The organism is Bacillus sp. 0909A, from assembly GCF_036765115.1.
GTDB lineage: Bacteria > Bacillota > Bacilli > Bacillales > Bacillaceae > Bacillus > Bacillus mojavensis.
In genome coordinates, this window is the sequence record NZ_JBAIZU010000003.1 from 45787 (window position 1) to 65672 (window position 19886).

20 protein-coding genes and 1 pseudogene are annotated in these 19886 nt (G+C 43.9%); 9 read left to right on the forward strand and 12 right to left on the reverse strand.

All coding sequences use genetic code 11. The features are described 5' to 3' along the window. The gene (locus V6D42_RS10495) at nucleotides 1-867 is read left to right on the forward strand and encodes a LysR family transcriptional regulator (RefSeq protein ID WP_333513178.1); all 867 of its coding nucleotides are present in this window, start codon (nucleotides 1-3) and stop codon (nucleotides 865-867) included. Nucleotides 868-912: 45 nt separating this feature from the next. Here the strand turns inward: V6D42_RS10495 and V6D42_RS10500 are convergent. From V6D42_RS10500 to V6D42_RS10515, 4 genes and pseudogenes are all read right to left on the reverse strand, one after another. After that, nucleotides 913-1201, reverse strand: a pseudogene (locus V6D42_RS10500) (YusU family protein). A 27-nt stretch (nucleotides 1202-1228) separates the two neighbouring features. After that, nucleotides 1229-2056 (reverse strand): ABC transporter ATP-binding protein, encoded by an 828-nt coding sequence (locus V6D42_RS10505; RefSeq protein WP_081638363.1) that lies wholly within the window; start codon nucleotides 2054-2056, stop codon nucleotides 1229-1231. Nucleotides 2057-2271: 215 nt separating this feature from the next. After that, the gene (locus tag V6D42_RS10510; protein WP_326203532.1) at nucleotides 2272-2709 is read right to left on the reverse strand and encodes a YusW family protein; all 438 of its coding nucleotides are present in this window, start codon (nucleotides 2707-2709) and stop codon (nucleotides 2272-2274) included. 109 nt (nucleotides 2710-2818) lie between these two features. Then, nucleotides 2819-4603, reverse strand: a complete 1785-nt coding sequence (locus tag V6D42_RS10515) for a M3 family oligoendopeptidase (RefSeq protein WP_333513179.1) — start codon at nucleotides 4601-4603, stop codon at nucleotides 2819-2821. Nucleotides 4604-4738: 135 nt separating this feature from the next. Here V6D42_RS10515 and V6D42_RS10520 point away from each other — a divergent pair, with 135 nt between their 5' ends. Both V6D42_RS10520 and mrgA read left to right on the forward strand, forming a co-directional pair. Then, complete coding sequence (locus V6D42_RS10520) at nucleotides 4739-5593, forward strand: oxidoreductase (protein ID WP_333513180.1); 855 nt, start codon at nucleotides 4739-4741, stop codon at nucleotides 5591-5593. 77 nt (nucleotides 5594-5670) lie between these two features. Then, nucleotides 5671-6132, forward strand: a complete 462-nt coding sequence (gene mrgA / locus V6D42_RS10525; RefSeq protein WP_268447220.1) for a metalloregulation DNA-binding stress protein MgrA — start codon at nucleotides 5671-5673, stop codon at nucleotides 6130-6132. A 40-nt stretch (nucleotides 6133-6172) separates the two neighbouring features. On the opposite strand, the gene V6D42_RS10530 is transcribed toward mrgA, so the two are convergent. Further along, on the reverse strand, nucleotides 6173-7549 hold the full coding sequence (locus V6D42_RS10530; RefSeq protein WP_333513182.1) for a S1C family serine protease: 1377 nt from the start codon (nucleotides 7547-7549) through the stop codon (nucleotides 6173-6175). Nucleotides 7550-7823: 274 nt separating this feature from the next. On the opposite strand from V6D42_RS10530, the gene cssR reads away from it, so the two are divergent. Next, nucleotides 7824-8501, forward strand: a complete 678-nt coding sequence (gene cssR / locus V6D42_RS10535; RefSeq protein ID WP_168748709.1) for a secretion stress-responsive two-component system response regulator CssR — start codon at nucleotides 7824-7826, stop codon at nucleotides 8499-8501. Then, entirely contained in the window at nucleotides 8498-9853 is a 1356-nt protein-coding gene (cssS, locus tag V6D42_RS10540) for a secretion stress-responsive two-component system sensor histidine kinase CssS (protein ID WP_333513183.1), read from the forward strand. Before cssR ends, cssS begins: the two co-directional genes overlap by 4 nt. 27 nt (nucleotides 9854-9880) lie before the next feature. Here cssS and spxO read toward each other — a convergent pair whose 3' ends face one another. Next, the gene (gene spxO, locus V6D42_RS10545; protein ID WP_003221681.1) at nucleotides 9881-10045 is read right to left on the reverse strand and encodes an anti-adapter protein SpxO; all 165 of its coding nucleotides are present in this window, start codon (nucleotides 10043-10045) and stop codon (nucleotides 9881-9883) included. Nucleotides 10046-10213: 168 nt separating this feature from the next. Between spxO and V6D42_RS10550 the strand changes: the two genes are divergently transcribed. Next, the gene (locus V6D42_RS10550) at nucleotides 10214-11089 is read left to right on the forward strand and encodes a TetR/AcrR family transcriptional regulator (RefSeq protein ID WP_333513184.1); all 876 of its coding nucleotides are present in this window, start codon (nucleotides 10214-10216) and stop codon (nucleotides 11087-11089) included. 37 nt (nucleotides 11090-11126) lie between these two features. Here the strand turns inward: V6D42_RS10550 and fumC are convergent, their stop codons facing one another. Continuing rightward, complete coding sequence (gene fumC / locus V6D42_RS10555; protein ID WP_333513185.1) at nucleotides 11127-12515, reverse strand: class II fumarate hydratase; 1389 nt, start codon at nucleotides 12513-12515, stop codon at nucleotides 11127-11129. Nucleotides 12516-12581: 66 nt separating this feature from the next. Beyond that, entirely contained in the window at nucleotides 12582-12767 is a 186-nt protein-coding gene (locus V6D42_RS10560; RefSeq protein WP_010331829.1) for a YvzF family protein, read from the reverse strand. 117 nt (nucleotides 12768-12884) lie between these two features. Between V6D42_RS10560 and gerAA the strand changes: the two genes are divergently transcribed. The 3 genes from gerAA to V6D42_RS10575 are packed head-to-tail and all read left to right on the forward strand — an operon-like array spanning nucleotide 12885 to nucleotide 16517. Continuing rightward, complete coding sequence (gene gerAA, locus V6D42_RS10565; protein WP_333513186.1) at nucleotides 12885-14333, forward strand: spore germination receptor protein GerAA; 1449 nt, start codon at nucleotides 12885-12887, stop codon at nucleotides 14331-14333. Then, nucleotides 14302-15399, forward strand: a complete 1098-nt coding sequence (locus V6D42_RS10570) for a spore germination protein (RefSeq protein ID WP_333513187.1) — start codon at nucleotides 14302-14304, stop codon at nucleotides 15397-15399. The genes gerAA and V6D42_RS10570 overlap by 32 nt, the downstream gene beginning before the upstream one ends. Next, complete coding sequence (locus V6D42_RS10575; protein WP_333513188.1) at nucleotides 15396-16517, forward strand: Ger(x)C family spore germination protein; 1122 nt, start codon at nucleotides 15396-15398, stop codon at nucleotides 16515-16517. The genes V6D42_RS10570 and V6D42_RS10575 overlap by 4 nt, the downstream gene beginning before the upstream one ends. 7 nt (nucleotides 16518-16524) lie before the next feature. Here V6D42_RS10575 and liaR read toward each other — a convergent pair whose 3' ends face one another. The 4 genes from liaR to liaG are packed head-to-tail and all read right to left on the reverse strand — an operon-like array spanning nucleotide 16525 to nucleotide 19852. Beyond that, nucleotides 16525-17160 (reverse strand): two-component system response regulator LiaR, encoded by a 636-nt coding sequence (gene liaR / locus V6D42_RS10580; RefSeq protein WP_333513189.1) that lies wholly within the window; start codon nucleotides 17158-17160, stop codon nucleotides 16525-16527. Then, on the reverse strand, nucleotides 17138-18220 hold the full coding sequence (liaS, locus tag V6D42_RS10585) for a two-component system sensor histidine kinase LiaS (protein ID WP_168748716.1): 1083 nt from the start codon (nucleotides 18218-18220) through the stop codon (nucleotides 17138-17140). The genes liaR and liaS overlap by 23 nt, the downstream gene beginning before the upstream one ends. Next, entirely contained in the window at nucleotides 18217-18945 is a 729-nt protein-coding gene (gene liaF / locus V6D42_RS10590) for a cell wall-active antibiotics response protein LiaF (RefSeq protein WP_333513190.1), read from the reverse strand. The genes liaS and liaF overlap by 4 nt, the downstream gene beginning before the upstream one ends. 34 nt (nucleotides 18946-18979) lie before the next feature. Next, nucleotides 18980-19852 carry a LiaG family protein gene (liaG, locus tag V6D42_RS10595; RefSeq protein ID WP_333513191.1) on the reverse strand — a complete coding sequence of 291 codons (873 nt, stop codon included), beginning with the start codon at nucleotides 19850-19852 and terminating at the stop codon, nucleotides 18980-18982. Between the last annotated feature and the right edge of the window lie 34 nt (nucleotides 19853-19886).

A 19886-nucleotide genomic window follows, 5' to 3' on the forward strand; every position in this document is an offset into this window, starting at 1 on the left:
ATGGAAAGCGGAGATCTACGTGTGTTTCAAATGGTAGCCCGTGAAGGCTCAATTACGAAAGCCGCACTGCAGCTTGGCTACGTGCAATCAAATGTGACGGCCAGAATTCAGCAATTGGAAGCTGAGCTCGGCACCACCCTTTTTTTGCGCCATAATCGAGGCATGACACTCTCTTCCAGCGGAAAGCTTCTGTTGGATTATACGAATAAAATTATCGGGCTGTTGGATGAGGCGTCCAAAGCGCTCTCTTCCTCAACTAAGCCGAGCGGACAGCTGATGATCGGTTCCACTCAGACAGCCGCCGCAGTCAGGCTTCCCAAACTGCTTGCTTCGTATTATGAAGAGTATCCAAACGTACAGCTGTCTTTAATAACAGGGCATACACAATTTTTAATTGATAAAGTTCTTCGGTATGAACTCGATGGCGCGTTTATCGGCTGTGAATGCAATCATCCTGAGCTCCAGTCCTTTCCCGCATTTGAGGAGGAGCCCGTAGTCGTGTCCGCTGCATCTGTGTCCTGTGCAGAAGAAGCGATCACAAAGCCGATTCTCGTTTACAGCACAGGCTGTTCGTACCGAGATACCCTTGAAAAATGGCTGCACTCTGCCGGCGTCACACAGCCGGTTATTATGGAGTTCGGCACACTTGAAGCGATTATAGGCGGGGTGACAGCTGGCCTCGGCATCTCATTGCTGCCTCGGACTGTTGTACAAAAACATGAGTCTGAAGGTTCGGTCCGATTGTACACGCTCCCTGAACCTCTCAGACAGATGAAAACGGAGTTTATTCTCCGTAAGAATTCGTTTATCAGCAGCGCGCTGCGCACCTTTATGGCTTCCTTCGCACCAAATGAAACCGCAACATAACAAAAAGCAGTCTGCCGTTTATGAGCGGCAGACTGCTTTTTTAGCCTATTCTTTGTTTCGATGCTCTTCATTTAACTGTTTGATATGCTGTATGATGTCTTTAATGCCCTGCTTTGCGTCCGGATATGTCGTATTCCAATGCTTGGCGAGCGGAGGCATGCTTTTGGCGATATGCGTGTACACAATCCACTGCTTCACTTCTTCTTTTAACTCATGATTTGACTCCCCAAGGAGAAGCTCGGTATATTTTTCAAGCAATCCATCCAGCTGTTCCTGCAGTTTTTGTTCCATTCATACATCTTCCTTTCGAGAAAACAGCAAGGAGCTTTCTCATTGATGAAAGCTCCTTTAGCCGTGTTATTTATCCATGTGATGTGAAAGCCGCTTCCCGGACAATGCATCTGCCCCTGCCATGAGGAATGCAAAGAGGCGTTCCGAACAGCGGGTCCTGTGTGACCTGACAGTTCATAGAGAACACATTTTGCACCAGATCACAAGTAATGACCTCTTCTGGACGGCCTTCAGCGTAAATCTGTTTATCTTTAATAGCCACAAGGTGATGTGCGTAGCGGCACGCTAAATTCAAATCATGGAGCACCATGACGATCGTCCGCTGTTCCTTCTCATTCAGCTCAAACAGCAAATCAAGAATTTCAATTTGATGCGTCATATCCAAATACGTTGTCGGTTCATCCAGAAGTATAATATCCGTTTCCTGGGCAAGTGTCATCGCTATCCAAGCCCGCTGGCGCTGCCCGCCTGATAAGGAATCGACGGCGCGGTCAGCCATATCCTCCAGCTTTGTGGCTTTAAGCGCTCTCTCTACAGCTGCCTCATCTTCTTTTGACCACTGTTTCAGCCAGTTTTGATAAGGATACCTTCCCTGCTTTACAAGCTGATGCACCGTCAGTCCCTCCGGAGCAGAAGGCCCCTGCGGCAGGATGGCAAGCTCCTTTGCGACTTCCTTTGTCGGAAGCTTGGCGATCGCTCTTCCTTCTAATAACACTGAACCGCCTCTCGGCTTCATCAGCCGCGCCAACGAACGTAAAAGTGTCGATTTTCCGCAGCCATTGCTGCCGATAAATACGGTAATTTCACCTTTTGGAATCGTTAAATTCAGTTCATCAATAATAACGGCATCCCCGTACCCTAAGCTCAGCGTTTCTGTAGAAATTGCACTCATACCCATAACCGCTCCTTTTTGCTGGCTTTTTAGCAGCACTATGTATTGCACGTTTTATATAGACATGCATGTAAGTAAATTGTCATCAATGCAAGTGATACAATATTCAGTCTCTGATATGGTCATATATCCATCATTGTAGCAGAAAACAGTGACTTTGAAAATCATTTTCAATTAGTTTTCTGGTCAAAAATGGCGGTTATGGGTTTTTCAGCACATGCTTATTTTTTAATTTCTCTGACAGCGCCGTTCTTAAGCTTCACTTTTAAGTCGAAGTGATCATAGTGGCTGTCAAGGTTAAAAGCCGCCAGCACACTGTGAATCACTTCTTTCTCAGCCATTTGATCTGTTACGGACAGCTCGCTTAGAATCATTTTCATCTCATCCAGCGCTTCTTCTCCCTCTTGATTGATGCCAGAGAGCTTATCTTGTATTTCTGCCGTTTCATGAGTTCCGTTTTTTTCGTATATCCCTTCATAGCGGTTATGCTCACCGTCACCGTAGCTGACGCGAAGCGAGAAATGGCTGTAAGGAACGGATTTCATATGAGTAACTGCCGTATTTTCTCCTTCTGCTAGCTGCTGTTCTTCATTGAGACGGCAGCCCGCAATCAGAACAACTGCGAGACAAACGGCCCCGGCCGCTCTGATCAAATGCATAATGGTTCCCCCCTGTAGAATTCCATTTCTTTTAGGTATGTCCAAGGAATGGTATCCTCATTCAGAGAAGAGAACAGAAAAAGCCGGGCTTCAGCGCCCGGCTTTCCTTTTATGATTCAGTCATTTGCAAAAAGGCTTCGGCGTCCTGCACGGCCAGCTTGATGGCATTTTCCCAAAAGTCTCTCTTCGTGATGTCTGCGCCTAAATGCTTCATCGCTAAATCTTCTACGGTCATGGATGCCGTATCACGCAAAAGTGCTATATATTTCTCTTCAAACGTGTTTTTTTCTTCAAGCGCCAGAGCGTAAATGCCAAGAGAAAACAGATAGCCGAACGTATAAGGGTAATTGTAAAACGGCACTCTCGTAATATGAAAGTGGAGCTTTGACGCCCAGAATAGCGGATGATACTCGTCTAAAGCGCCGCAGAATGCTTCTTTTTGCGCCTCTTCCATCAGCTCATTTAAACGGTCCGCCGGCACAATTCCCCGCTTTCGTTCTTCGTAAAACCTCGTTTCAAATAAAAATCTCGCGTGGATATTCATAAAGAAAGCAACGCTTCTTTGCACTTTATCCTCCAAAAGCACAAGCTTTTCTTCCTTTGTTTCCGCCTGATTGACAGTCGCGTCTGCCACAATCATTTCCGCAAAAGTTGACGCAGTTTCCGCTACGTTCATAGCATAGGATCGATTTAACGGCCTTACATTAAGCATCGCTTCCTGATGAAAGGCATGCCCGAGTTCATGGGCAAGCGTTGAGACGTTAGAGGCACTGCCGGAAAACGTCATGAAGATACGCGATTCCCCACTGTCAGGAAAGCTCGTGCAAAAGCCGCCGACTCTTTTCCCGCTTCTGTCCTCGGCTTCAATCCAGCGGTCACGGAACGCCTTTTCTGTAAAGGCGGACAACTTTCGGCCGAACGTGGAAAATTGGCTGACAATTAAATTTGCGGCTTCATCGTATGAGTATTCCTGCCCGGCAGACCCAATCGGTGCCTCAACGTCGTACCAGTTGAGCTTTTCGAGACCAAGCATGGATGCTTTCCGGTTGAGAAACTGAACGAACGGCTGCTTATTTTCAGTAATGACCTGCCACATCGTATCCAGCGTTTCTTTTTTCATCCGGTTGATTTGCAGCGGCTCCTTCAGAACATCCTGCCATCCCCGCGCTTTGTAGGTTTCCAGCCGAAACCCCGCCAAATGATTCAGCGTGCTGCTGAAAATATCCTGTTCCCGCTCCCATGCTTGATTGATGCGTTCAAAAACGGTTTTCCTGACAGTACGGTCCTGATGAGACATCATGTTTTCCGCCTGTCCGACAGATAATTGTTTTTCCTCAAACGGAATGGTCATTTTTCCGACAACGATATGATATAAATCATCCCAGGCATGATAGCCGTCAACCGCAAGGCTTCCAATCAGTTTTTCTTTGTCTGGGCTGAGCTTTTCGGCAACCCGTTCTCTTCTTTCATTTAATATGTATGATACCTCTCGCAGCCCGGGTGTTTTGAGCAATTCTTCCCATACGCCTTGATCAATCTCCACAAGTTTATGATCCAATGTGACAAGGGAGGACTGAAAATCTGCGACTAGCTGATGCATGAATGATTTATGTTCATTTGCCTTCTGATCGCTAATGTTCTGTGCCTGAAGACACGAGACAAAAGCACCGGCCTGCTGCAGCTTGACCGAATTTTGTTCAAATGCATCGAGCAATGCGGTCAGCCTTCCAGCATCAGCCGGCGTTTCTGGCGCCTCAAATGCATCCGTCATGTCTTGAAATGCACGCAGGCTTTGTGACAGCTTTTCAATATATCCCTTGAATTCTTCTGACTGGCTCCCGCCTTTAAAAAACGAATCCAGATCCCATGTTTTGTCTACCCCTTGCAATCCCATGACTCAAAACCCCTTTCCTCATTTGATTTTATTATAGAACAATTCTGAATTATTGTATAAAAATATCTTTTATAGGCGTCATTCTCTGTGCATCATTGTACAATAGCTGTAGCGCCAAACAGGAGGATATGGAAAATGAATAAAAAAATAGCTATCGTAACAGGAGCGTCAAGCGGTTTCGGTCTGCTGGCGGCAGTCAAACTGGCTCAGTCATTTTTCGTCATTGCCACAGCAAGGCAGCCCGAGAAAGCGGAACAGCTGCGCGGTTTAGCAGCAAAACATCATGTAGCTGACTCCATTCACATCACCGCTCTCGATGTCACTGATGAACACTCAATCGTAGCATTTGGAAAAACCATAAGTGCGTATGCCCCAATTGATGTACTCGTTAACAACGCGGGTACAGCTTACGGGGGATTTATCGAGGACGTGCCGATGGAGCATTTCAGAAAGCAATTTGAAACGAATGTTTTTGGATTGATCAATGTCACAAAAACCGTCCTGCCTTACATAAGAAAGCATAGCGGGGCAAAGATTATAAACGTAAGCAGTATCAGCGGTTTGACCGGATTTCCGGCACTGTCGCCTTACGCCGCTTCCAAGTATGCATTAGAAGGATTTTCTGAAAGTCTGCGCTTGGAGCTGCTTCCTTTCGGCATTGAAACCGCTCTGATCGAGCCAGGCTCATACAAGACATCGATCTGGACAACATCTTTATCGAATCACATGACTGTGCCGGCTGACGATTCAGCCTATCATCAATACTATAAAAAGATCCTTTCTTATGTTGAAAAAAATGCCGTTGAAAGCGGAGATCCCCAAGAGGTTGCCGACCTCATTTATCAATTAGCGATGAAACAGCGCGTAAAGAAATTGCGTTATCCGATCGGAAAAGGCGTCAAGCTCACCCTTCTATTCCGTGCACTTTTTCCTTGGTCCGCTTGGGAATCTATCCTGAAGAAAAAACTATTTACCCGAACTAAATTATAATAATTATAATTTAGTATTGATTTTTAATTAATATGTGGTATAATTAAATTAACAGATCACAAGGAGGACGTAATATTATGAAAACCGAAAACGCAAAAACAAACCTGACATTAGTTGAGAATTCAATGAACACCCAATTATCAAACTGGTTCCTTCTATACTCCAAGCTGCACCGTTTTCATTGGTATGTAAAAGGGCCTCACTTCTTTACTTTGCATGAAAAATTTGAAGAACTGTATGACCACGCGGCGGAAACTGTAGATACAATTGCTGAGCGCCTGCTGGCTATCGGAGGGCAGCCTGTTGCCACTTTGAAAGAATACACTGAGCAAGCATCCATCACAGACGGCGGAAACGAAACGTCAGCTTCAGAAATGGTCCAAGCTTTGGTGAACGACTATAAACAAATCAGCAGCGAGTCTAAATTCGTCATCGGCCTTGCGGAAGAAAATCAAGACAATGCGACAGCAGACTTGTTTGTCGGACTTATAGAAGAAGTCGAAAAACAAGTGTGGATGCTTTCCTCTTATTTAGGCTAAAAAAAAGCTGAACCCTCTTCGGGTTCAGCTTTTTTGCCAGTTAGCTGCTGAGGCTCTCTGTCTTCTTGGTCAGTGTCACATTCAGGTTTTTCGTTTTTCCGTTGCGTATCACTTGAATTGTTGTTTTATCTCCGACTTTTAAATCTTTATAAAGAATTTGACGGATATCCGCACTGCTTTGGATATCTTTGCCGTTTAATTTGACAATCACATCCTCAGATTTCATTCCTGCTTTAGCCGCCGGCGAATTTGATTGAACTTCTTTGACGTAGACACCTTTGCTCAATTGATCCCCAAACAGGCCGAGTGTATTTTCCTGGTACGTTTCAGGAACTTGTGACATATCAATCATCTGCACGCCTAAGAATGGACGGTCCACTTTTCCGTTTTCAAGAAGCTGGTCAACAATTGGCTCTACATCGTTGCTTGGAATCGCAAAACCGAGTGACTCAACCCCGCTTTCACTCACTTTCAGACTGTTGATACCAATCACTTGGCCGTTTGAATTGATTAACGGGCCGCCGCTGTTCCCTGGATTGATTGCGGCGTCTGTTTGCAGCACATTCATTTCAACGGTACCTTGAGTCGTATCGACATCAATCGTCCGGTTAAGTCCGCTAATGATCCCTTGTGTCACTGTTCCTGAGAACTGCTGGCCGAGCGGATTACCGATGGCGATGACTTTTTCACCTGTGCGCAGCTGCGAAGAATCACCGAAGCTCGCCACTTTTTTGACGTTCTTGCTGTTGATTTCCAAAACAGCCAAATCGGTAATTGCATCGCTTCCCACAAGCTTTGCTGTCTCCGTTTTACCATTGTACAGGGTAACAGTCAGCTTATTCGCTCCTTCCACTACGTGATTGTTTGTAATGATATATGCTTTGTTATTGTCTTTTTTGAAAATAACCCCTGACCCTGTTCCGCTTTCACTTTCTGAACCGGAGCTGCCTTCTGTGCCGAATGTGTTATTATGAGAGGTTTGGATATTTGAGATTCCGACTATCGTCGGCTCTAAGTCCTCTACCATATCAGCCACGTTGGTCGCGTTTGTCACAGGTGTCGTTGTAAAATTGTCGGATTGCACCTGTTTATTTGCGGAAGCCGTCTCGGTCGTCTGATTATGGTCAGACGGCAAATAAGGCGCGATGCCGAGCATCAGTCCACCGCCGATGATCCCGCCTAAAATCGGGCTCAGCCATGCCGCTCTACGCTTCTTCTCTTTTTTTACAGCTGTTTCTTTCTTTTCCATTTCTAAAGCGGAAGCCGTTTCTTTTCGTCCCGCTTCATAAGAATGAGGCGGATCAAGCAATTTTTGTTCATGATGCTCAATCAGCTTCCGGTTATCTGTATTCATGTTTTCTGTATGTGAAGGTTCCGTTTGTTGTTCCCCGTTTTGGTCATCACGTCGGTAATCCATATGCATACACTCCTTATTCGGTTTTTCGTTTATCGTTACATATTCATCGCATGTACAAGTTCAATTGTCCCAATAATGAGGAGAAAAGCAAAGCACCAATATAGAATATGTTTGATCATCTTGCATCTTCCCCGCTCTTTTTTCCCTTTCTTCCCTTATACACATGATAAACAAACATTGTGGGATAAAAATGAAAAGAATATGTGAAATTATGAAAATTGCCTGCCGTATGTTAAAACTAGTTTATAATGACGTTGAAAGGATGTGAAGGGCCTTGTCATATACCATTTATCTAGTTGAAGATGAGGATAATCTGAATGAATTGCTGACGAAGTATTTAGAGAATGAGGGCTGGAACATTACATCTTTTACGAAAGGCGAAGACGCCAGAAAAAAAATGACGCCGTCTCCCCACCTCTGGATTCTCGATATCATGCTGCCGGATACTGACGGCTATACATTAATAAAAGAAATCAAAGAGAAGGACCCTGACGTGCCGGTCATTTTTATTTCCGCACGAGACGCCGATATTGACAGAGTGCTTGGGTTAGAGCTTGGAAGCAATGACTATATTTCAAAACCATTTCTCCCGCGGGAACTGATTATACGTGTGCAAAAGCTGTTGCAGCTTGTCTATAAGGAAGCGCCGTCCGCACAAAAGAACGAAACTGTCGTCTCCTCCTATCGGGTCGCAGAAGACGCCCGAGAGGTTTATGATGAAAACGGCAATTTGATTAATTTAACGTCGAAGGAATTTGATCTCCTCCTCTTATTTATCCATCATAAAGGACATCCATATTCCCGTGAGGATATTCTCGTCAAGGTATGGGGACATGATTACTTTGGAACTGACCGCGTTGTTGACGATCTTGTCCGGAGGCTGCGTAAAAAGATGCCTGAACTCAAAGTGGAGACCATTTACGGGTTTGGCTACAGGATGATGACATCATGAAAAACAAGCCTCTCTCGTTTCAAATATGGGCTGTCATCTCCGGCATCCTGTTAGCCATATCGATTTTATTGCTTGTTTTATTTTCAAACACGCTGCGTGATTTTTTCACCAATGAAACGTACACTACCATTGAAAATGAACAGCATGTTCTGACCGAGTACCGCCTGCCTGGTTCAATCGAAAGGCGCTATTACAGCGAGGAAGCCACGGCACCGACGACCGTGCGCTCTGTTCAGCACGTGCTTCTGCCCGAAAATGAAGCGGCTTCTTCAGACAAGGATTTACGAATCCTGTCGTCTGATTTTATCCATAAGGTATACCAGCTGGCTGATAAACAGGAAGTCAAAAAGAAACGATATAGCGCTGAAATTAATGGCGAAAAAGTGTTTTTTGTCATTAAGAAGGGACTTTCCGTAAACGGGCAATCCGCCATGATGCTGTCCTATGCACTTGATTCTTATCGGGACGATCTGGCCTTCACTCTGTTCAAACAGCTGCTGTTTATTATAGCGGTTGTCATTTTATTGAGCTGGATTCCGGCGATTTGGCTTGCGAAATATTTATCAAGGCCTCTCGTTTCGTTTGAAAAGCACGTCAAACGGATTTCAGAACAGGATTGGGATGATCCTGTCATAGTGGATCGGAAAGATGAAATCGGCAAATTGGGGCATACCATCGAAGAGATGCGCCAAAAGCTTGTGCAAAAGGATGAAACAGAAAGAACCCTTTTACAAAATATTTCACACGATTTAAAAACGCCGGTTATGGTGATCAGGGGATATACCCAGTCCATAAAAGACGGGATTTTTCCTAAAGGAGATCTTGAAAATACAGTAGATGTCATTGAAGGCGAAGCCCTTAAGCTGGAGAAAAAAATAAAAGATTTATTATATTTAACAAAGCTCGATTATTTATCTAAGCAAAAAGTACAACATGAAACATTCAGTATTATGGGTGTGACAGAAGAAGTCATTGAAAGACTGAAATGGGCGCGAAAAGAATTATCATGGGGAATTGATGTAGATGAAGACATTCTTATGCCGGGTGATCCCGAGCAATGGAACAAGCTTCTGGAGAACATACTGGAAAATCAAATCCGTTATGCCGCAACAAAGATTGAAATCATCATGAAACAGGATGATCAGAATATCTTTATCACCATTAAAAATGACGGACCGCATATTGAAGATGAGATGCTTTCCAGCCTCTATGAGCCTTTTAATAAAGGGAAGAAAGGCGAATTCGGCATTGGTCTCAGCATCGTAAAACGTATTTTAACTCTTCATAAGGCGTCTATCTCAATTGAAAATGACAAAACGGGTGTAACATACCGCATAGCAGTGCCAAAATAGACTGTAGATATTTTTGCAGTCTATTTTTCATGTGAAAGAATAGCCGTTAAAATCTCTGTAATTTGTTTTGAGCGGCTGTTTGCATTGATGAACCCATTTTTTCTCTGACAACGTCTGCTTCGGATATTTGACTTTTTCCACTTTAATTCCTCTGTTTCGCAAGCGGCTGATCATTTCGTCCAATTCTCTCATTTCAGATTCACCCTTTCGCTTGAGCTTTGACCGTTCGGTCATCTCAATCTATAATATAAATAATACATGAAAAAAAAACAAGTTACAATAAGGTTAAATTTATAACGTACGGTATGACTGTATGGTCATATCCTATGTAGGCCTCAAGCTCCGAAAGGGTGGAACCATTTGAAGGAAAAAGAGAAGCTGATTATTGAAACAGCCATTAAACTGTTTGCCCAAAAAGGATATAACGCAACACCAGTTCAAGAAATTGCCAAAGCATGCAAGATTTCTAAAGGTGCTTTTTATATTTATTTTCCTTCTAAAGAAGCGCTGCTTTTATCTATGCTGAATTACTATTATGATAAAACATTTACCCGTATTTTAAATATTAAAACGAAAGGCGACAGCCCCAGAACAGCTTACCGCAAGCAGCTTACTGTGTTCTATGAAAATATCCTTGAACACAAAGACTTTATTACAATGCAAATGAAGGAAGGTTCTCTGCCTTATACGGATGAAGTAGAGCAATGCGCAAAAAAAATCCGCCAGACTTCCCTTCAATTTCACATTGACAGTCTGTTAAACATATATGGAGAAAAAGCTGAACCATATACAGCGGAGCTTTGTTTTCTAATAGAAGGAATCAGCCAGATTTACCTGGAATGCATGATTTTGCTCGGATATACTGTGAAGCCGGATCAATTAGCAGATATCGTTATTAACCGCATTGATGATATGGTTAAAGGCATGTCTGAACGAAACGATGAGCCTTTCATTACATTAGAAGAAGCAAGCTCTTTATTCGGGCCCCTGTCTCACGGACGGCCTGACCCGCTGACTGAATCGATTGTGAAAAGCCTTCGTGAGAAAATAAAAAGCTTGAACACAAACTCCTCCCTTGAATTATCGGAGAGCTTGGACATACTTGAAGCAGAAATGAAGAAAAAAACACCGAAGCTGGTGATCATAAAAGGAATGATCCATAACCTGATGGAGTCGGAAGCTCTCGCAGAAGATGCCGAGCAGCTTACATTTCTCTTGAAACAACAATATATTTAGAAGAACGGCTGCTTCACAAGCAGCCGTTTTTTCTCTATTACGCCTTTGGTGTTACCATATCTTCCGGTTTCACCATTTCGTTAAATTGTTCGTCTGTCAGCAATTCAAGCTTCAAAGCCGCTTCTTTCAGCGTCAATCCCTCTTTATGGGCAAGCTTGGCAATTTTTGCGGCGTTTTCATATCCGATATGCGGATTCAGCGCCGTAACCAGCATTAAGGAATTCGACAAGTTTTCCTGAATTGTTTCTTTATTTGGCTCGATACCGACAGCACACTTATCATGGAAGGAGTTCATTCCGTCACTCAGCAGCTGTACAGATTGCAGGAAGTTGTAAATGATCACAGGTTTAAATACGTTTAGTTCAAAGTTCCCCTGACTTGCGGCAAAGCCGATTGTCGCATCATTCCCCATAATTTGCGCTGCGATCATCGTCAGTGCTTCACTTTGTGTCGGGTTCACTTTTCCAGGCATAATGGAGCTGCCAGGCTCATTTTCAGGAATGACAATCTCCCCGATGCCGCAGCGAGGTCCGCTCGCAAGCCATCTGACATCATTTGCGATTTTCATTAAATCAGCGGCAAGAGCTTTTAAGGCGCCGTGTGCATATGTGATTTCGTCATGGCTTGTCAGCGCGTGGAATTTATTCGACGAGCTGGTAAACGTTTGACCTGTCAGTTTCGTGATCTCCTCTGAAACAAGCTCTCCAAATTCCGGGTGAGCATTGATTCCTGTTCCGACAGCTGTACCTCCGATTGCAAGCGCACGCATTTTGTCTGTCGCTTCTAAAATCATTTCCTTCGAGCGATCGAGCATGTGCACCCATCCGCTGATTTCCTGTCCGAGCGTCAGAGGTGTGGCATCCTGAAGATGCGTACGTCCGATTTTTACAATATCATTGTATGCTTTTGCTTTTTCGTCTAACGTATTGCGAAGCTGATCAAGCGCAGGCACAAGCTGTTCATAGACAGATAAAACGGCAGCAACGTGCATCGCTGTCGGGAACGTATCGTTTGAGCTTTGGCTGCGGTTAACGTCATCATTTGGATGAATTGTTTGATCAGAGTTCTTTTCTTTTAATAACGCGGTCGCGCGATTGGCCACCACTTCGTTCATGTTCATGTTGCTTTGTGTGCCGCTTCCGGTCTGCCATACAACAAGCGGGAAGTTATCATCGTATTTGCCTTTGAGAACATCATCACAAACTGCTGCAATGGCTTCCGCTTTTTCCGCATCTAGGTTGCCTAAGCGTTTATTAGCGATCGCCGTGCTGCGTTTCAATATTGCAAACGCCTTCACAACACGCATCGGCATTTTTTCAGAACCAATCTTGAAGTTCTCCTTGCTTCGCTGTGTTTGGGCGCCCCAAAATTTATCAGCAGGAACTTTTACTTCTCCCATGGTGTCTCGTTCAATTCTGTATTCCATTTATGTATCCCTCCATAACGGTTGCTTCAATAGATCATAATTCGCCAGTGACATTAAAAATCCTTTTTATTTTTCGATCTTGGCAGATTTTAATTTTAATTCAAGATATACGCGGGAATCCTTTGAATATTTGTACTTCGGATTCGTTCGTCCGTACTCCCTTGATGTATAAGAGACATCGTAATGCTTTTCAAATGATTTAATGAGCTGTTCTATTTCTTCTTGTTTTCCTGCAAGTCTTACCTGTGCCACTTCGTATCCTCCGCTTTCATAAAAAAACTTACACCATGAAATACTCTAACACAGTATATCATTTTTTTAACAGGAAAAGATAACCTCTACTAAGGTTTTGGATAAGAGGTGACCTCGTTGGAACAAACAGAGTTTAAGGAATATATACACGATAATTTAGCATTGGTGCTTCCAAAATTAAAAGAAAACGATGATCTGGTAAAAAACAAAAAAATGCTCTCCAACGGTCTTGTTTTTTACTATCTCTATTTTAGTGAACTGAATGATCAGAAGAAGGTTGCAGAATCGATTAAAACCTTAATCAAAGATGAAGATAGCCTCACGCTTGACCAAGTTAAAAAACGCCTTGACCAGCTTGACGCAAGACCTGTTGAAACCGCAAAAAAAACGGTCGAGTCCATTCTCAGCGGCAATTGTGCTGTGTTTATCAACGGATTGGACAAAGTCTATATTCTATCTACAGTAAAGAAAAAAACAAGAAGCCTGGCAGAGCCGACAACTGAAAAAGTGGTTCGCGGACCAAAAGTTGCATTTGTAGAGGATATCGATACAAATCTCGCTTTGATCAGACAAAGAACCTCTCATCCGAAGTTAATCACCAAAAAAATCATGATCGGCAAAGACAAGCTGAAGCAGGCAGCCATTATGTACATTGAGGGCAAAGCAAAAAAGTTCGTCATAAAAGAAGTAAAAGCGCGGCTTAAAAATGTCCAACTTGAGGATATTCAGGACAGCGGAACGCTTGAGGAGCTCATTGAAGATAATAAATTTTCGCCGTTTCCGCAGGTTCAAAATACGGAAAGACCGGATAAGGTATCGTCGGCCCTGTTTAACGGCCGTGTGGCCATTTTGGTCGACAGTTCACCATTTGTGCTGCTGGTCCCTGTTTCTCTCGGTGTCCTGATGCAGTCCCCGGATGACTACTATGAACGCTGGATTTCAGCATCTCTAATCCGGACACTGCGTTTTGCTTCTATCTTCATCACCTTGTTTTTGTCATCTATTTATATTGCACTCGTTTCCTTCCATCAAGGGCTGCTGCCGACCGCGCTCGCCGTCACGATTTCGGCAAACAGGGAAAACGTGCCGTTTCCGCCGATATTTGAAGCCTTGCTGATGGAAGTGACGATCGAGCTGCTCAGAGAAGCCGGGCTGCGTCTTCCCAACCCGCTTGGCCAGACGATCGGCCTCGTCGGGGGCGTAGTCATCGGACAAGCGGCGGTAGAGGCGAATCTCGTCAGTTCGATTATGGTCATCGTTGTCAGCGTCATTGCCCTTGCATCCTTTACCGTTCCCCAGTACGGAATGGGTCTGTCTTTCCGGGTGCTGCGTTTTATTTCGATGTTTTCCGCCGCTATTCTTGGGCTGTACGGGATTATTTTATTTATGCTTGTTATTTATACGCATCTAACGAGACAAACGAGCTTTGGATCTCCGTATTTTTCGCCAAACGGATTCTTCAGCCTGAAAAATACGGATGATTCCATTATCCGTCTCCCAATTAAAAACAAACCAAAAGAGGCGAATAATCCAAATGAGCCAAAAACAGACTCCACTGAAACTTAATACCTTCCAAGGTATTGCTATTGTTGCAAATACGATGCTTGGTGCCGGTCTTTTAACATTGCCGCGAGCGCTCACCACTAAGGCTAATACTCCTGACGGCTGGATCTCGCTGATATTAGAAGGTGTCATTTTTATCTTTTTCATTTATTTAAACACGCTCATTCAGAAAAAACATCAATACTCTTCTCTATTTGAGTATTTGCAGGAAGGGCTTGGGAAATGGATCGGCAGCATCTTCGGCCTTTTGATCTGCTGCTATTTTATCGGAGTGGCCAGCTTTGAAACCAGGGCGATGGCTGAAATGGTAAAGTTCTTCCTGCTGGAGAAAACGCCGATTCAGGTCATTATCTTAACGTTTATCTGCTGCGGCATCTATTTAATTGTTGGAGGGTTAAGTGATGTGTCTCGGCTGTTTCCCTTTTATTTAATAGTAACGATTATTATTTTACTGGTTGTGTTTGGGATCAGTTTTAAAATTTTTGACATCAATAATTTGCGCCCTGTTTTAGGCGAAGGTCTTGGACCCATTGCGAACTCCCTGACTGTTGTCTCGATATCTTTCTTAGGAATGGAAATAATGCTGTTTCTCCCTGAACATATGAAGAAAAAGAAATACACATTTAGATACGCGGCTTTCGGTTTTCTGATTCCGATTATTTTATATATCCTGACGTATGTCATTGTTGTCGGGGCTTTGACCGCTCCTGAGGTAAAAACGCTGATCTGGCCGACCATTTCTCTCTTTCAGTCTTTTGAGCTCAAGGGCATATTCATTGAACGGTTTGAATCGTTTTTACTGGTCGTCTGGATCATTCAATTTTTCACAACGTTTGTCATTTACGGATATTTTGCCGCTAACGGACTGAAGAAGACGTTTGGATTATCGACTAAAAAAAGCATGGTTCTCATTGGCGCGGCTGTCTATTATTTTTCTCTATGGCCGGATGACTCTAATCAGGTCATGATGTATAGCGATTATCTCGGATACATTTTCGTCTGCCTGTTTTTACTTCCCTTCATTCTCTTTTTCATTGTAGCTGTCAAAAGGAGGATTACAGCAAAATGAAAATCCGCATTTTAAGTATGTTCATATGCATCCTATTGCTGTCCGGATGCTGGGATAGCCAGAATATTGAGGAATTAAGCCTGATCATCGGTGTTGGCTTAGACAAGCCGGATGATAAAAATTTAGAACTTACACAGCAGATTCTTGTGCCGAAAAAAATCAGCTCCAAGGAAGGCTCTTCATCTGACCCAACACAGCTTTCTATCACAAAGGGTGAAACGGTCCATCAAATGATGAGAACATCTGCATTAAAACATAACCCTACGTTTTCACAGCATTTGCGTCTCATTCTGCTTTCCAAGAGCGTGATTGCGGATCATATTGGAATGGACGCGATCATTAACCAGTTTGTCAGAGACAATGGAACAAGGAGGAGTTCGTACGTCTTTGTCACCGATGGCAGGACTAAGGATATATTTAAAATGAATGATCAAGGAGAGCCCGCATCCAATGTGATTTATGATCTGACAGAGAATAACGCGGTGACGATTAGAATGATGGAGCCTGTTACATTGGGAGAGATCTCAGAACACTTGACCTCTGATGATTCGTTCCTTATCCCTCATGTCGGTGAGGAAAACGGCAAACTCGCGATAAACGGGGCTTCTATCATCAAAGATAAATTATGGAACCGGAATCTAACACCGATTGAGGTTCAAAATATCAACTTATTTACAGGCACTGTCGAAGGAGGCGTCATTGACTTGAAGCGCGATGGCTATCTTTTTTCTTATGAGGTGTATTCGAGCAATCGGAAGATTAAGACGGCCTACAAGGACGGAAAGTTCAAATTCACCGTCACACGCAATATTGAAGGTCGTTTATCAGAGGACTGGAATCCGAATGAAGATTCATTTAAGGATTCATATATCAAAGATATTGAAAAGACAGTCGAAAAACGATTACACGAAACAGTAACAGCATTTATTACAGGCAAGCTGCAGAAAGATATCAAAGTAGATGTAACCGGGCTGCGAAACGAAGTCAGAATTCATTATCCTCAAAAGTGGAAAAAGATCTCAAGAAAATGGGATGATGATTATTTCAGCAATGCGGAAATAGACTACCGGGTCAATGTGGTTGTCAGAGACTTCGGGACGAAAGGCGCAAACAAATAGCGGACGCCTATTTTACGAGGTGATTTCGGTGTGCGTACACAGCTGCCTGCGTCCGGTCACTGACATCCAGCTTTGATAAAATATTGGTGATATGGGTTTTGACTGTTTTAATGGTGATAAACAGTTCTTCCCCTATTTCTTTGTTTGTTTTTCCTTCTGCGATCAGGCAAAGAATTTCGAGCTCCCGTTTCGTAAGTGATTCATGCGGGAGCGCGTTTTCACCTGAGTGGCGCAGCCGGGATAATACTTTCCCCGCCACTTTTGATTCAAGCTTTGGCTCTCCCTTGCTTGCGGCACGGATCGCATCAGCGATTTCGGCCGCTTTTGATGTTTTCAGTAAGTAACTGAGCGCTCCCGCTTCAATGACCGGGTACACTTTATCATCATCAATGAAGCTTGTGAGCACAATAATTTTCGGATCGGAAAGCTTCTGGCAAATTTGCTTTGTCGCTTCAATGCCGTCCATTCCTTCCATGACAAGATCCATTAAGATCACATCAGGCTTTAATTCAACAGCAAGCTGTACACCCTCGCTGCCATCAGACGCTTCGCCGATGACATCTATATCGGTCTGCGCCTCCAAAAAAGCGGCGAGCCCCATTCTGACCATTTCATGATCATCAATCAACAATACTCGAATCACGTTCGTTCTCTCCTTTTTCTTCCGGGAAAATCGGGACCTTTACTTCAATTTGTGTGCCTTTTCCTTCAACCGAAATCACCTCGGCGACTCCACCGATTTCGCTTGCACGTTCTTTCATCGAATTCAAGCCGTAGGATGACGCTTTTACCTGCTCCATCTTGAATCCTTTTCCGTTATCAATGACCTTCAGCCGCAGCTGATTGTTTTTTGCGCCGAGAATCACGGATACTTTTGAGGCTTTTGAGTGCCTGAATACATTGGAAAGAGCCTCCTGTACGATCCTGAATAAATGATCCTCTACGCCTTTGGAAATCGGCGTATCCTGAATATCCCATTCGATATCAAGCGGCTGTTTTTTCCGAAACTCGTCCAAAAGCTCCGTAAGCCCCTCCTTCAGCCCCTTCCCTTCGAGCGTCACAGGTCTTAAATGAAGCAGCAGCGCCCTCATTTCATTTTGGGCTTCTCCCGCCATGTGCTCTACCATCTTGATCCGTTTCACCGTTTTATCATCCGTATCTTTTACATGTTCTAATACAGCGGAGGTCATCATCGATATCGCAAAGAGCTGCTGGCTGACAGCATCGTGCAGGTCTCTGGCCAATCGCTGGCGTTCTTCTGTAATGACTGATTTTTTCATTTGCACCTGCCATTCAGCCCGTTCATTTGAAAGCTTTTGCAGGGAAGCGACTTGAAGTTCAACCCGCTTCGCCATTTCATTCAGCTGATCGGCTGCAAGCCCGATTTCATCGTCCCCGAGCGGCGGTATACGATAAGCGAAGTTGCCATTTTCAAATGTTAAAATAGATTCAATCAATGTATCGACCCTTGTTTTCAGCCGGTTGCCGTACATGTACCCTGACGCAAAACCGATCGTAAGGCTGATCAGCACCAAAATCAGGATAAACGGAATCCCGAACCAGCTTGACGACAGCAACACAAACGGATCAAGCCGATAGTAAACCATCATAAAAGAAATCAAGCAGACAAATAGAAGCAGACTGATTCCCGTTGTCATGCGAATGGCACGCCACTGGAGACTGGCAAGCAGTTTTTTTCTCATACGTATTTCACATCCACATCACCGATAAATAGGGAGACGGATACTTTCACCCGGCGTTTGGATTCGCTGAAATCAGAAGACGAGGCGTATACCTTCGTACTTAATCCGCTTTTCTTCGAGCCGATCAGATTAATGTCGCCGATAAAGACGGACGAGCTGACAGCCACTTCAAGATCTGATGGAACATAAATATCAACGTTTCCGATCACTCCGCTGATGACAATGGTGCTCTCTCCCTCCGGAATCATCGCTTTTGACAAGTCGATTTTTACATCGCCGATAAAACCCGATACAGTTAAATCATTCAGATCAAACGGCTGCTTCATCATCAGAAGTTCGCCGATAAAAAAGCTTCGCATGTCAGGATGTTTCACATTTTTTGGGGGCTCGGACTGTTTTTCTTTTTTCGTTAAATCGGTAGGTTTCTCATTCGGTTCAAAAATAGGCTTTCCTTTCACAAGCCGGTAGCCTGCGTAAATTAAAAATGCGGCAAACGCATAGCCAAATAAGTTAAAGGTGATGCTGAACAGATTTTTCAAAAATAAGAAAGCGGCAAAGATGTACATGACGGACCCAAGCCAGTCACGGGAGTATTTTTTTAAAAAATAACCGGCAATCAGAAAAAAGAGCGGCCAAAACAGCAGATCGCCTACTCCGATAATTTGCAAAAACATGCTGATGCCAAATAAAGCAATGATAAGTCCAAGAAGCTGTTTTTTTGTCATTCTGGTTGTTCCGCCTCCTTTCTTCTGCCAGATGCTACCGTATCGCTACATCCCCGCTGTTTGTTTTAATATCGACTAGATGCTGTGCTCTTCCTTGTGAGCCTGTGATTTGATGATGATCTTTATGTGTTGTATCAGCAAATGGATACGCCGAACTGACGCTTCCGCTCTCTGAAGCAGCATTGACTTTGAAACTGCCGTTTTCGGGAAGCTCCAGATTCACATCACCGCTCGTCAATGTGACAGCTGAAGAGCCCGCTACCTTTTCTAAATCCGCGTCAACGTTTCCTGATGTCATCCGTACATCAAGTGAGCCTGAAACACCATCCAAGTTTGCGTCGCCTGAAGTTAAGCGGATGCCGGCTGTTTTAGCGTCTGTATTTGATATCGACACATCTCCGGAAGAGCCCTTCACCTCCAACTCCTGAAGGCTGATACCCGTTACGGCCATATTCCCGCTTGCAGATGCTGCGTTCAGCTTAGAAAGCGTGAGATGTTTATTACCGTCTACAGACACGTCGCCGCTTGAGGTTTTCACAGCCAAACCGCCTTTGTATGTGTATGGAATATGGACGACAAGGGCAGATCGATGAAATCCGTTCAAGAATTGAAATTCTTTTTCCTTTACCGTCAGCTCCAGCTTTCTTCTCTTTTCAGCCACAAACAATTTCCCGGAGTCACCTGAGATGGTTGCTGATATGTCATTACGCTTTTCCGCTATGATCTTCACATTCTTGTTATCCGATTCAATGATTACGCTTTCGATCTCATGTGGTGAAGCACTGGCTGAATCAGCTTCAGTTCCGTTTATGAATGAAAGACCATCAGCAAACACGTCTTTAATAACAACTACAGAAAAAATAAGAATACCGGCAATGATCAGCAGTTTGCCCAGCATTTTTTTCATTTGTTTTCATCCTTCTCATTCATTCTATTATAAA